We start from the raw sequence: 13,375 nt of genomic DNA, 5'->3' as shown, positions 1-13,375 counted from the left end.
TATTCCAAGGCAGGCACATCGTCTGATGCGAATACCGCAATGCGGCACTGTTTCGTTTTGCTTTCGCTTTCCTGTTGTTTTCAAAGGAGTCGCGCGACTTTCGGTCGCTGTTCTCCCCGAGAACAGGAGATTGCGATGCACAAATAGTGCCAGCTAACGCACCGCCCCCTCGCCGATCAGGGCGAACGGCGCCCAGAATGCCGGGTATGCATTTCGTGGCGACGAGGCATCGTTGAGATAGGCCAGCATGGCCTGGCGCAGCGCCTCGGCGCGGCCGAGCTTCGGATCGGCCTTCAGGCGATCGAATGTCGATGTCGTCAGCCGCGTGGCCGCTTCCGAATCCACCGACCAATGCGACACCAGGAGCGCCCTTGCGCCGGCATAGAAGAAGGATCGCGCGAGACCGGAGAGCGCTTCGGCGCCCGGCTTGTCGCCGGCTATCGTGTTGCACGCGGATAGCACCACCCAATCGGCATTGAGCTTCAACTGCGCGACTTCGCTCGAGGTCAAGAGACCGTCGTCGAACTCGGTTGGCTGTCTTGGAATACTCAACACCAGCGAAGGTTCCGCAACACCCTTCACGTCGCCTGCGACAAGGCCGTGGGTCGCGAAATAAACGATGCCGTAATCGGCCAACATTGCACGTTTTACCGCGGTTTCGCTGGCGTCGCGGCCCAAATGAATGTCGGATGCGGCAACGCCGAGATCTTTCGCGACCGCATTCAACTCGTCGGCGGTATCCGGCAGTTGCGGCAGCGCTGTCGCGAGCCGCGCGCGGTCGACGCCGGCACCCTGCCAGAAATCGGTGTACGCCGACGTGACGAGCGCGCGCGACGCCTGCCTCGTCGCCGGGCGACCGCCAGCCTCATCCTGCGACGGATTGAACAAGGGGTCGCCAAAGCCGATCATCGGCCTGGTTGCCTCCTCCTTGCGCGCGAACACACGCGACGCCTTCAGGCTCGACGCGGCCGGTAACACCGACACCGCCTGCCGCTTCAACAGCCATGCCGCATCGCGATAACCGGCAAATGTCTCGGGGATCGCGGCCGCGGGCGGCTCTGTCACCAGCAGATGGAATGGTAGCGCTGTCAACGCGCCGGTCGGCGCAACCAGGAGGCTGCGCTTGTCCCTGATCAGCGCGTCGACCGGACCAAGCAACGTCACGTAGAGTTCATTGGCCCGCGCGAGATCGAACAGGCCGGTCTTGCCGGTCGCATCGCGCGCCTTGCCGACATCGAGGCCGCGACGGAACGCCGCGACCTTGGCGGACAGCGCATCGGCGCCGAACGGAACGGGTTTCCAGTCGATGCGATCACGGGTGATCGCAAACACAAAGCTTTCCTTTTCGGCGACCGCGAACAGCACCATCGCCTCGTCGGCGGAGAGCAGCGACTGGATTTCGCTGGCCGTCATCGGCAACGGATTCGACAGCGCGGCATAATCGGGGAATTCGATGGCAAAGGTCTTTTGCAGGCCGGCGCGCTCGGCTGCGATCGCGGCGAGCCGCGCGCGGCTGCGCTGCTCGGCCGCGGCATCGCGCTTCGCACGATCCCTCGACACCGCCGCGAGCTGCGATTTGTCCAGCACATCGGACTCAGCCGCAAGATCCTGATCGCGGCGCACCAGTTCGGCGAGACGATCGGTGCCGGCGGCGAGCCGCACCGCGAGCTTGTTCACCGCCGATGCCGCCGACGATTGGGTGCCGCGCTGGACCACGTTGAGCGCAGCGTCGAGCGCCTTGTCACGAGGCAATATCTGCTGCGCCTGTGCCGCGAGCAGCACCGGCAGCGCCACACGCAACTGCGTGCGACCGTTTGCGATCGTTGTCTCCACGATCGGCAGTGCGTCGGCGGTGCGGCCTTCCGCCTGGTAGAGCGAAGCGAGATTGTTGAGCGAGATCGCAAGATCGGGATGGTCGGGTCCGAGCGCGCTTTGCCGGATCGCGACCGCGCGCCGATAGAGCGGCTCGGCATCGGCGTAACGGCCCTGCCGCTCGTAGAGGTCGGCGAGATTGTTGAGCGAGCGCGCAACGTCGGGATGCTCGCGCCCGAGCACTTTCTCGCGGATCGCAAGCGAGCGCTTGATCAGCGGTTCGGCGTCCGCATAGCGCCCCTGCACCTTGTCGACCTGGCCGATATTGTTGAGCAAGGTCGCGACCGCGGGATGCTCGGGGCCGGCGGCCTTCTCGTAGATCGCGAGCGCACGCTTGAACAGCGGCTCGGAGTCGTCGTGACGACCGAGCTTCTCGTACAGCGTCGCGAGATTGTTGAGCGATTGCCCGAGATCGGGATGATTGGGGCCCAGCGACTTTTCGCGGATCGCCAGCGCGCGCTTGAACAGCGGTTCGGCATCGGCAAAACGCTCCTGCCGCTGATAGAGCGCGGCGAGATTGTTCAACTCGGGTGCGGCGTCGGCGGAGTTCAGGCCCGACACCTTGTCGAGAACCGCGATGGCACGCTTCAGCAGCGGCTCCGCTTCGGCGTCGCGGCCCTGGCTGCCATAGAGCTGCGCGAGATTGTTCAGCGCTGCCGCAACGTCGCGGTTATCGGGCCCATACTTCTTTTCGAGGCTGTCGAGCTGGCCCTGCGCGAGCGGGATCGCTTCGGCATATTTGCCGGCGCGGCTGAGCGCGTTGATCTTCGCGCTGAGCGCAGCGGTGTCGCCGGCCTGCGCGAATGACGGCGCTGCCAGGCTGGTGCTCGCGGCAAGCGCCAGCCACAGCGCGACGACCAGATCATTGCGTAACCTCATGGACGTCTCGCTCTGCCGCTTCAATGATCGCGCGAGAGGCCAGGGCCGTGCGACATCATGCCTCGCAGCGCTGCCATGGGTCGCGCCAGCTGCGACGCCCGTTCAAGGCCGCGGGATTATCCCGTCAAATTAACCTTTGGCGCGGGCCTCGCCGGCGAGCCGGACCAGCATCTTGCGCAGCTCCGTGCCGTTGGTGACCCTGTCAGGGAAATCGAGCCGCAACGTCCTGCGATCGGCCTGCGTGTCGATGCCACCAGGGTCGCAGCCGGTGCAGATCCAATCTGCGCTCTCCGCGCCGAGCAGGCGCGTGGCGTAGAGGTTCATCGCCTCGCGGTGGTCCTCATTCATATGTGCCACCGCGCCCGCCTCGGCCTCCAGCAGGGCCGCGGCATCGCCCAGATCGGTCAAAAACTGCTCGGGCCTGAGGTCGACGATGCGGCCGAACCCGGCGACCAGATGGGCGCCGGCCGGCCGAATCCGGAAGAACGCGAAATCCGTAAATTCTACAAAGACTTCCGCCGAGGGATGGGCAGCCAGATAGCGCCGGCGGACGAGTTCCAGCTCGCCCTCCGCAGCCTCTTCCGCCCGCCCCGCCAGCATGATCCGCGCGCCCTCCAGCGGATCGCCTTCGGCGCGCTCGTCGAGCATCAGCGACACCCTGCTGTCGGCCAGGATGTTCTTGGTATGCAGCGCCAGCCGCGAAATCAGCAGGATCGGCGAGCCGTCGGGGTGGCTGGCCAGATTGACCAGGGAACAATAGGGGTCGCCGCTATCAGGCATCAGCGTGGCAAGCGCCCCCTGGCGGCTGCGGCGCAGCAGCGAGCGGGCAAGGCGGGCGGGGTCGAAATCGGCGGTCGGTTGCATGGCTCTGTCACGCTATCCTGTTGCAGAAAGGGCTCTTTTTTGCTGCAAAAAGGACCTTTTCTCCCGGCGGCAGGGTGCTATATGGGAATGGAACGCCTCGACCGCAGAAGAGTTTTTGCGGAACTCGGTCACACTTCAGCCCAGCTTGCATTGCTCGTTGACCGCCTTCGAAGCCCATTTACACGGCGCGTTGCTGGAATGCCCGCCGTTTAAACCACTCTCATTGTGAAAGCAGCCCATGCCCACAATCGCCTTGGTCGACGACGACCGCAACATCCTCACTTCCGTCTCGATCGCGCTCGAAGCCGAAGGCTATCGGATCATGACCTATACGGACGGAGCGTCGGCGCTGGATGGGTTTCGCACCTCGCCGCCCGATCTCGCGATCCTCGACATCAAGATGCCGCGCATGGACGGCATGGAGACGTTGCGGCGGCTGCGCCAGAAGTCCGACCTGCCGGTGATTTTCCTCACCTCCAAGGATGAAGAGATCGACGAATTGTTCGGCCTGAAAATGGGCGCCGACGATTTCATCCGCAAGCCGTTCTCCCAGCGCCTCCTGGTCGAACGCGTCAAGGCGGTGCTCCGCCGCGGCCAGCCCAAGGACCCGGCCGCGCCGGCGAAGGAGCCGGATGCCCGCGCGCTCGATCGCGGCCTGCTGCGGATGGACCCGGAGCGCCATACCTGCACCTGGAAGAACGAGCCGGTGACGCTGACGGTGACCGAGTTCCTGATCCTGCAGGCGCTGGCCACCCGCCCCGGCGTGGTGAAGAGCCGCAACGCGCTGATGGACGCGGCCTATGACGACCAGGTCTATGTCGACGACCGCACCATCGACAGCCACATCAAGCGGCTGCGCAAGAAGTTCAAGGTGGTCGACGACGATTTCGAGATGATCGAGACGCTGTACGGCGTCGGCTATCGTTTCAAGGAAGCCTGATCTGCGCTTTTCGGACAGTTTGCTGACTGACACGGCCCGCGCGATTGCAGTAAGCTCGCGCGGGCAATTATATGCTTCGCGGGACGACATCCAAACCAACCGGCAGTTTTGCCTGTGCTTGATCGAACGCAGCCTCACCAGGGCCTGAACAGCGAGGACACGTCGCAGTCCATCGATCAGGACGTCGTGGCACATGAGCCGGGGGACCGAGGCTGGCGCCGTCCGCTCGGCTGGCTGCGCCGCGCCGGGCAGTTTTTTTTCGCGCTGTCGTTCTCGAGCCTGACGCGCCGCATCGTCTCGCTCAACCTCGCCGGCCTCGTCGCGCTGGTCGCGAGCATCCTCTATCTCTCGCAGTTCCGCGCCGGACTGATCGAGGCGCGGACCCAGAGCCTGATGGTCTATGCCGAGATCATCTCGGAGGCGATCGCGGCCTCGGCGACCGTCGAAGGCAATACCGTCACCATCGATCCTGACCGGCTGCTCGACCTCAAGCCCGGCGAGAGTTTTGGCCAGCCGGATGAATCGGCGGACTTCCCGATCAATCCCGAGCGCGTCGCGCCGATCCTGCGCCGCCTGATCGCACCGACCAAGACGCGGGCCCGCATCTTCGACCGCGACGGCGGGCTGATCCTCGACAGCCGCAATCTGTTCGCGCGCGGCGACGTGCTGCGCTTCGAGCTGCCGCCGCCATCGGAAAAGCCGTCTTTGTTCGAGAAGACCAAGACCGCGATCAAGACCTGGTTCAACCGCGGCGACCTGCCGATCTACCGCGAGCTCGGGCCGGAAGGCGGCAAGGGCTATCCCGAAGTCGCGGAGTCGCTCGAGGGTACGAACGGCAGCAAGGTGCGGGTCACCGAACGCGGTGCGGTGGTGGTTTCGGTCGCGGTTCCGGTGCAGCATTTCCGCGCCGTACGCGGCGCGCTGATGCTGACCACCCAGGGCGACGACATCGACCACATGGTGACGTCCGAACGCCTCGCCATCCTCAAGATCGGCGGCGTCGCCTCCGTCGTCATGATCGTGCTGTCGCTGCTGCTTGCGAGCACCATCGCAGGCCCGGTGCGGCGGCTCGCCGACGGCGCCGAGCGCGTTCGCCGCCGCATCCAGACCCGCGTCGAAATCCCCGATTTCACCGGACGCCGCGACGAGATCGGCCATCTCTCGGGAACGCTGCGCGACATGACGAACGCGCTTTACAGCCGCATCGAGGCGATCGAGATGTTCGCCGCCGACGTCGCGCACGAGCTCAAGAATCCACTGACCTCGCTGCGCTCGGCGGTCGAGACCCTGCCGCTGGCGCGCAACGAGAACAGCCGTGCGCGGCTGCTCGCCGTGATCGAGCACGACGTCAAGCGGCTCGACCGGCTGATCTCCGACATCTCGGACGCCAGCCGCCTCGACGCCGAGTTGCAGCGGCAGGACATGGCGCCGGTCGATCTGCGGCGGCTGCTGACGACGCTGACCACCGTTGCCAACGAGACGCGGCTCGGTCACGACGTCGCCGCTGAAATCCGCCTCGAGGGCCGCGGACCGAACGACGCGTTCTCGCTGCCCGGCCATGATTCACGGCTCGGCCAGGTGATCTCGAATTTGCTGTCGAACGCGCAGTCGTTTTCCAAGCCCGGCGACAAGGTCCGCATCATCTGCCGCCGCGTCCGCGGCGAGATCGAGATCATCGTCGACGATGATGGACCCGGCATCGGCGTCGATGCGCTGGAACGGATCTTCGAGCGCTTCTACACCGACCGGCCGCACCAGGGCTTTGGCCAGAATTCGGGTCTCGGGCTGTCGATCTCCAAGCAGATCATCGAGGCGCATGGCGGGCGGATATGGGCGGAAAACCGTCCGGGCCCGGCGGACGAGGACGGCAATCCCACGGTCGCCGGCGCGCGCTTCGTGGTCCGGTTGCCGGCGCTATGAGCGGCAAGGCAAGCGTGCACGCGTCAGCCGTTCTGGTCGGCAGCCATGCCGTGCTGATCCGGGGGCCGTCGGGTGCCGGCAAGTCGCGCCTGGCGTTCGATCTGATTCTCGCCGGCCGCGCCGGACAGCTCCCTCCGGCCATTTTGGTCGGCGACGACCGTGTCCATCTCGACACAGCCGGCGAACAATTGTGGGTTCGCCCGGCGCGCGAATTGGCCGGCTTGATCGAGATTCGCGGCCTCGGAATCCGCCATTGCGCCTTCGTCGCGGAGGCTGTGGTGGGATTGGTCGTCGACCTTGCCGCCGATGACGCGGAACGGCTGCCGCCGCCAGAAGCGCTCAAAACCAGCCTTAATGGTGTTATATTACCGAGAATTGCCGTGGCAACCAGTTTCCAACCCCTGCCGCTGGTTGTCGCCGCGCTGACGACAACTGAAAGTTCATGTTCCCGTAACCTTGCCGCCGATTGTGGGAAGGGAATTGGTAACCATATCAGTTCCACTATCGCGTCCGATTTGGTCGGCGCAGCCTCCCCTCTCTATCGCCAGGAACAGGGAGACTAGCCAAGATGCCCCCTTGCGCGGGGCCTCTGGATGGTCAAAGTGGCGCGTTCGTGCGGTGCACCAAAAGCGCCCGCGAGGAGTTTCCGATGATTGGTCTAGTGCTGGTGACCCATGGGCGCCTTGCCGACGAGTTCAGGGCAGCGCTTGAACACGTAATGGGTCCGCAGAAACAAATTGAAGCAATTACGATCGGAGCCGAGGACGACTCCGATCTCTGTCGAAGCGACATCATCGAAGCGGTGAATCGCGTCGATAGTGGCGACGGGGTTGCGATCCTCACCGACATGTTCGGTGGGACGCCGTCCAACCTTGCGATCTCCTGTATGAGCCGCCCGAAGGTGGAAGTGCTCGCAGGCATCAATCTTCCGATGCTGGTCAAGCTCGCCAAGGTTCGCGAGGAGCGCTCACTACCGGACGCGATCTCGATGGCCCAGGAAGCCGGCCGCAAATACGTCACCATCGCCAGCCGCGTTCTCGCAGGCAAATGAGCGACGAGGCCTCGGGCGCGAACGACGTCGGCCCGAGCGTGCCTTCCGGCGCCATCTCCCGCGAACTCCTGATCGTCAACAAGCGTGGCCTGCACGCGCGGGCGTCGGCCAAATTCGTCCAGATGGTCGAGCGCTTCAACGCCGAGATCTGGGTCACCCGCGGCGGCGAGACCGTCGGCGGCACCTCGATCATGGGCCTGATGATGCTCGCTGCCGGCCCCGGCACCACGGTCACGGTCTCCGCGACCGGCCCCGAAGCGCAGGCCGCGCTGGACGCGATTGCCGAGCTCGTCGCTGGCAAGTTCAACGAAGAAGGCACGTAAGCGCGCGCGATCTATTCGCGACGTCAGTGCACTCCCTCGCCCCGCACTTGGGGGGAGAGAGAAATTAATTCGCCGGCGGCACCAGATAGACTTTCCAGATCGTCGAGGGGCCGGGATGGCCCTGGAAGAAGCGCTGCGTGGTCATCACCAGCGGCTCGGCATCCTTGGCGTGCTCCGCCATCCAGGCCTCGCACGGCTTCAAATAGTCCGGATCTGTCGTGTCGCAGATGCCGATGAAGCCGTAACGCCTGGCTTCATCGAGCGAGGTCAGTCCGGACGACACTTCGCCCGGCGTGATCGCTGCCGGATGATCCGTGCTGTAGAACGTGATCGGCTCGCTGATGTCGGAGCGCGCGGCGACGACCGCCCAGCGCGAATGGAATCTGGCCTGCCAGGTTTCGGTCAGCTCGCGCGCCAGCTCGGAGCGCGCGGCATAGGTCGAGGCACCGGCGTGGCTGGACGCCATCTCCTGTCTGGCGATCCAGGGCGCGCCGACCAGCGTGGCGATGGTGACCACGAACCAGATCGCCGTGATCGTGAACAGCGCCATGCGCGGCACCCGCAGCGAGGGAATCGCGATCAGCGCCAGCGGCACCAGGAAGAACAGCGGGATGCCCCAATCGGTCTTGATATAGACCGTGAACGCCAGCGCGCCGAGTAGCGGCCCGATCGCGACGATGGACTGCACGATCCAGATGTTGAGCGCCTGCGGCAGATTGATGCCTGGATTTGGCCCACGCCACCAGATCCGCGCCGGCCGCCACGACAGCGAACTCAGTGACAGCCCCAGCAGGCCGAGCAAAACTGGCGCGGCAAGCAGCCCGAGATTGTGCCCGAGATAGCCGATCACGAGCTGGACGTTGAGCGCGCGGCTCGACAGCGCATAGACGTCGCCGGCATAGGTGAGCGGCGCGAAGTCCACCTCCTCCAGCCACACCAGATGCGGAATCATCGCCACGACCATCGTGCCGATCGCGACCCATGGCGCCGGCGAGCGCAGGAATTGCATTCGCTGCGGATGGATCAGCGCGGCAAGCCCGATGGCGCCGATCATCGTCAGCACCCAGTATTTGGCCATCAGTGCCAGCGCCGCGGCGAAGCCGAGCCACAGGCCGGATTTCACACTGCGCTTCTCGAACGCGTTCAGATAGGCCAGCACCAGCAATGGCAGCGGCACCAGCTGCGCCAGGTCGGCATTGTACTTGAAGCCCTTGAAATTGAAGATCGGGTAGAGCGCGAGCACCACAACCATGAAGAACGCGCGGCGGCGGTCGACGACGCGTAGCGCGATCAGCCAGCAGACCACCAGCGCGAAGCTGACGGTCGCCATCGCGAGCGCGTAAGTCGACCAGTTGGTGACTGGAAAGATCCTGAACCAGACGCCCGCGATCCAGCCCGACAGCGGCGGATGCTTGCCATAGCCGAGCAGGAAGCGCTGGCCCCAGGCATAGGCCTCCGCGACGTCCATATGGACGTCCTGCGCGGCCTTGAGCCTGACCAGGATCAACGTCCAGAGCATCGCATGGACCAGCGCGAAGCCGATCACGAGCCAGAGGCCGGCCTTGGGATCGGTCGCGCGCGAGACGAGCCATGCGGCGGCCCGCCGGAGCGACAATTTGCGCTTCGCGCGTGATGCGGTGGGGAGATATGAGGCAGTCGACATGGCCAGTGCGTAGCGCGTTTTTCGCATCCGTGGAATCAGCTTGGCGTGAACGTCAGACCATGCCGAACCATGCCCGAAAATCGATCACGGCAGGCTCGCGGCAAAACCCCGGTGATTCGCCGTCACATCGCTGCAAAATACCGCAATATGGTTGCCGCTCGGGGGTGCGGATGCTATCCCGCGCCCCATGACAACTGCCCCGATTTCGAACATCCGCAACTTCTCCATCGTCGCCCATATCGACCATGGCAAATCGACCCTGGCCGACCGCCTGATCCAGATGACGGGCGGGCTGACGGATCGCGAAATGGCGGGCAAGGAGCAGGTGCTCGATTCGATGGACATCGAGCGCGAGCGCGGCATCACCATCAAGGCACAGACCGTCCGGCTCAACTACCACGCCAAGGACGGCAAGGATTACATCTTCAACCTGATGGACACGCCCGGCCATGTCGACTTCGCCTACGAAGTCTCGCGGTCGCTGGCGGCTTGCGAGGGTTCCCTGCTGGTGGTCGACGCCAGCCAGGGCGTCGAGGCGCAGACCTTGGCCAATGTCTACCACGCGCTCGACGCCGGTCACGAGATCGTGCCGGTGCTCAACAAGATCGATCTGCCGGCAGCCGAACCCGACCAGATCAAGCAACAGATCGAGGACGTGATCGGCATCGACGCCTCCAACGCCGTGATGATCTCGGCCAAGACCGGCCTTGGCGTCGCCGACGTGCTGGAGGCGATCGTCACCCGGCTGCCGCCGCCGAAAGGCGACCGCGATGCGACCCTGAAGGCGCTGCTGGTCGACAGCTGGTACGACGTCTATCTCGGCGTCGTCGTGCTGATCCGGGTGGTCGACGGCGTGATGAAGAAGGGCGGCCGCATCCGCATGATGGGCACCAATGCGGCCTATGACGTCGAGCGCGTCGGCTTCTTCACTCCGAAGATGACGCAGGTCGACGAACTCGGCCCCGGCGAAATCGGTTTCATCACCGCGGCGATCAAGGAAGTCGCCGACACCCGCGTCGGTGACACCATCACCGACGACCGCAAGCCCGTGACCGAAATGCTGCCGGGCTTCAAGCCGGCGATTCCCGTGGTGTTCTGCGGCCTGTTCCCGGCCGATGCCGACGATTTCGAAACGCTGCGCGCCGCGATGGGCAAGCTGCGGCTGAACGACGCGAGCTTCTCCTACGAGATGGAAACCTCGGCCGCGCTCGGCTTCGGCTTCCGCTGCGGCTTCCTCGGGCTGTTGCACCTGGAGATCATCCAGGAGCGGCTGTCGCGCGAGTTCGATCTCAATTTGATCGCGACCGCGCCGAGCGTGATCTACAAGATGCACCTGACCGACGGCCAGGAGATCTCGATCCACAATCCGGTCGACATGCCCGACGTGGTCAAGATCGCCGATATCGAGGAGCCGTGGATCGAGGCCACGATCCTGACCCCCGACGAATATCTCGGCAGCGTGCTGAAGCTGTGCCAGGACCGTCGCGGATCGCAGAAGGAGCTGACTTACGTCGGCTCCCGCGCGATGGTGAAATACGACCTGCCGCTCAACGAAGTCGTGTTCGACTTCTACGACCGCCTGAAATCGGTCTCCAAGGGCTACGCCTCGTTCGACTATCATCTGACTGACTACAAGGTGGCCGATCTCGTCAAGATGCAGATCCTGGTCAACAACGAGCCGGTCGATGCGCTGTCGATGCTGGTGCATCGGACCCGCGCCGAAGGCCGCGGCCGCGCCATGGTCGAGAAGATGAAGGAACTGATCCCGCCGCACATGTTCCAGATCCCGATCCAGGCGGCGATCGGCGGCAAGGTGATCGCGCGCGAAACCGTCCGCGCGCTGCGCAAGGACGTCACCGCGAAATGCTACGGCGGCGACATCACGCGCAAACGCAAACTTCTGGAGAAGCAGAAGGAAGGCAAGAAGAAGATGCGGCAGTTCGGCAAGGTCGACATCCCGCAGGAAGCTTTCATTGCCGCGCTGAAGGTGGATAGCTGAGGCGAACGCTGCTGCCGCTCTTCGATGTCTATTCGTGTCTCAACGTGAAACGCACTTTGATTTGAATCGCCATTGAACGGCGAGCCGATTATGCTGCGATCCATGTCGCGCATCTTGTCCCTCTCAATCGTCATTCTCCTGTCACTGCAGCCCGCCGTAACGTGGGGCGCGCCCGCGCAGAAGCCCCAGTCCGCCCGCTGGCATGGCTATGGCTTCCTGCCCGGCTACCGCCAGCCGCCCAACGAAACCATTCCGGTGCTCGGGCCGCGGGGCGCCGCCCGTGGCTACCCGGACTATTCGCCGCGCTACTGGTATGGCGGCGATCAATATTATTTCGGCCGGCCCGGATTCCACGGCGGAGGCCGCTACAATGGCGGCAGCTACGGTCCGTGCTGGACCTGGACGCCGATTGGCCGCGCCTGGAATTGCGGGTAGACGCACAAGCGCGACCACGTCGACGCAAGATGGCTGATCTGCAACGGTGTCATCCCACCTTGCCGTCTCCCGCCGAATGCGCCACCATTGCGTAACCCGCCCAACAAGAATGCGAAAAGAGGCAGAGGAACGCATGAACAGGCCGCAGGGATTCGACCTCGTCGAGCGGGCGCGCGCACTGGCGCCGCTGATCTCAAGCGAAGCCGATGAGATCGAACGGACCCGGCGGCTGACGCCTTCCGTCACCACCGCTCTCGTCGAGAATGGACTCTACCGCGCGCTGCTGCCGCGTAGCCTTGGTGGCGCCGAGGCGCCGCTCGACGTGTTCATGCAGATGCAGGAGGAGATCGCCAAGGCCGACGCGTCGACCGCCTGGTGCCTCGGCCAGTGCAGCGTCTGCGCGATGACCGCGGCCTATCTCGCGCCCGACGCTGCCAACGAGATCTTCAACACCGCGCCCGGCATCCTGGCCTGGGGCGCGATCGGCCACGAGGTTCGCGCCGAGCCGGGCGGTTACCGCGCCAGCGCGCGCTGGGACTTCGCCTCCGGCTCGCGGCAGGCGAGCTGGCTCGGCGCCCACGTCCGCGTCATCGAGGCCGACGGCTCGCAGCGCAAGAAGCCGGACGGCTCGCCCGAAATCCGCACCCTCCTGTTTCCGATGGCGTCGGCCACGATGTACGACGTCTGGGACGTGATCGGGCTGAAGGGCACCGGCACCGATTCCTATTCGGTCGACAATCTCTTCATCCCCGAAAAGTTTGCAGCACTGCGCGACGATCCAACCGCGCTGCGCGAGCAGGGACCGCTCTACAAGCTGTCGACCAACATGGTGTTCAGCATGGGCTTTGCCGCCACCTCGCTCGGCGTCGCCCGCGCCATGCTGGACGCGGCGACCGAGCTGGCGCGCGGCAAGACGCCGCAAGGATTGAAGGCGATGCGCGACAACAATGCCGTGCAGGGCCTGATCGGCCGCACCGAGGCGAGCCTGCGCGCGGCCCGCGCCTATCTCTATGCGACGGCGAACGACGTCTGGCAGGACCTGTCGCAGGGCGGTCCGATCAGCGAAGCGCATCGCATCGCGATCCGCATCGCCTCGACCTGGACCATCCACCAATCGGCCGCGGTGGTCGACACCGCCTATCACATGTCGGGCGCGACGGCGGTGTTTGCGAAAAATCCGTTCGAGCGGCGCTTCCGCGACATGCACGCGATCGCGCAGCAGATCCAGGCCCGCGACACCCAGTATGAGGACGCCGGCAAGGCGATTCTTTCCGGCAATTTGACCGCGGCGCCGACCACCCGCTAGCCGGTACGAAAGTAGCATTAGCTGCTGTTGCCGTGGTCGAAATACGGGCCGCGACGACGCGCAGTTGTTAAGCTTTTTCTGAGAGTTTGCGGACGGCGCTAATGCCTGGAGTTCCGCCGGTCC

The 13,375-nt window shown here is 64.7% G+C and carries 11 protein-coding genes; 8 read left to right on the top strand and 3 right to left on the bottom strand.

What is annotated here, in order from left to right; genetic code table 11:
- Positions 1 to 153 precede the first annotated feature (153 nt).
- Together UP09_RS25410 and UP09_RS25405 are read right to left on the bottom strand one after the other, a co-directional pair.
- Positions 154 to 2,751, bottom strand: coding sequence for a CHAT domain-containing tetratricopeptide repeat protein (locus UP09_RS25410; RefSeq protein WP_044541019.1), 2,598 nt, complete (start codon positions 2,749 to 2,751; stop codon positions 154 to 156).
- Positions 2,752 to 2,880: 129 nt separating this feature from the next.
- Entirely contained in the window at positions 2,881 to 3,615 is a 735-nt protein-coding gene (locus tag UP09_RS25405) for a HugZ family pyridoxamine 5'-phosphate oxidase (protein ID WP_044541018.1), read from the bottom strand.
- 238 nt (positions 3,616 to 3,853) lie between these two features.
- On the opposite strand from UP09_RS25405, the gene UP09_RS25400 reads away from it, so the two are divergent.
- The 5 genes from UP09_RS25400 (at position 3,854) to UP09_RS25380 (ending at position 7,849) form a co-directional block, all read left to right on the top strand.
- On the top strand, positions 3,854 to 4,555 hold the full coding sequence (locus UP09_RS25400; protein WP_044541017.1) for a response regulator transcription factor: 702 nt from the start codon (positions 3,854 to 3,856) through the stop codon (positions 4,553 to 4,555).
- Positions 4,556 to 4,669: 114 nt separating this feature from the next.
- Positions 4,670 to 6,475, top strand: a complete 1,806-nt coding sequence (locus UP09_RS25395; RefSeq protein ID WP_044541016.1) for a sensor histidine kinase — start codon at positions 4,670 to 4,672, stop codon at positions 6,473 to 6,475.
- On the top strand, positions 6,472 to 7,038 hold the full coding sequence (locus UP09_RS37120; RefSeq protein WP_082070272.1) for an HPr kinase/phosphorylase: 567 nt from the start codon (positions 6,472 to 6,474) through the stop codon (positions 7,036 to 7,038). Before UP09_RS25395 ends, UP09_RS37120 begins: the two co-directional genes overlap by 4 nt.
- Positions 7,039 to 7,124: 86 nt before the next feature.
- Positions 7,125 to 7,526: a PTS sugar transporter subunit IIA gene (locus tag UP09_RS25385; protein ID WP_044541218.1), complete on the top strand. Its 402-nt coding sequence runs from the start codon at positions 7,125 to 7,127 to the stop codon at positions 7,524 to 7,526.
- Entirely contained in the window at positions 7,523 to 7,849 is a 327-nt protein-coding gene (locus UP09_RS25380; RefSeq protein ID WP_044541014.1) for an HPr family phosphocarrier protein, read from the top strand. The genes UP09_RS25385 and UP09_RS25380 overlap by 4 nt, the downstream gene beginning before the upstream one ends.
- A gap of 64 nt (positions 7,850 to 7,913) precedes the next feature.
- On the opposite strand, the gene UP09_RS25375 is transcribed toward UP09_RS25380, so the two are convergent.
- A complete protein-coding gene (locus tag UP09_RS25375; protein WP_044541013.1) occupies positions 7,914 to 9,512 on the bottom strand; it encodes a glycosyltransferase family 39 protein in 1,599 nt (532 codons plus the stop codon).
- A gap of 187 nt (positions 9,513 to 9,699) precedes the next feature.
- On the opposite strand from UP09_RS25375, the gene lepA reads away from it, so the two are divergent.
- The 3 genes from lepA (at position 9,700) to UP09_RS25360 (ending at position 13,252) form a co-directional block, all read left to right on the top strand.
- Positions 9,700 to 11,511, top strand: a complete 1,812-nt coding sequence (gene lepA / locus UP09_RS25370) for a translation elongation factor 4 (RefSeq protein WP_044541012.1) — start codon at positions 9,700 to 9,702, stop codon at positions 11,509 to 11,511.
- 102 nt (positions 11,512 to 11,613) lie between these two features.
- The gene (locus UP09_RS25365; protein WP_044541217.1) at positions 11,614 to 11,946 is read left to right on the top strand and encodes a hypothetical protein; all 333 of its coding nucleotides are present in this window, start codon (positions 11,614 to 11,616) and stop codon (positions 11,944 to 11,946) included.
- 133 nt (positions 11,947 to 12,079) lie between these two features.
- On the top strand, positions 12,080 to 13,252 hold the full coding sequence (locus UP09_RS25360; protein WP_044541011.1) for an acyl-CoA dehydrogenase family protein: 1,173 nt from the start codon (positions 12,080 to 12,082) through the stop codon (positions 13,250 to 13,252).
- Positions 13,253 to 13,375: the final 123 nt, after the last annotated feature.

It is taken from the genome of Bradyrhizobium sp. LTSP885 (assembly GCF_000938305.1).
Classification (GTDB): Bacteria; Pseudomonadota; Alphaproteobacteria; order Rhizobiales; family Xanthobacteraceae; genus Bradyrhizobium.
The sequence above is the reverse complement of the archived record's forward strand: the minus strand, read 5'-3'. Positions and strand labels throughout refer to the sequence as shown.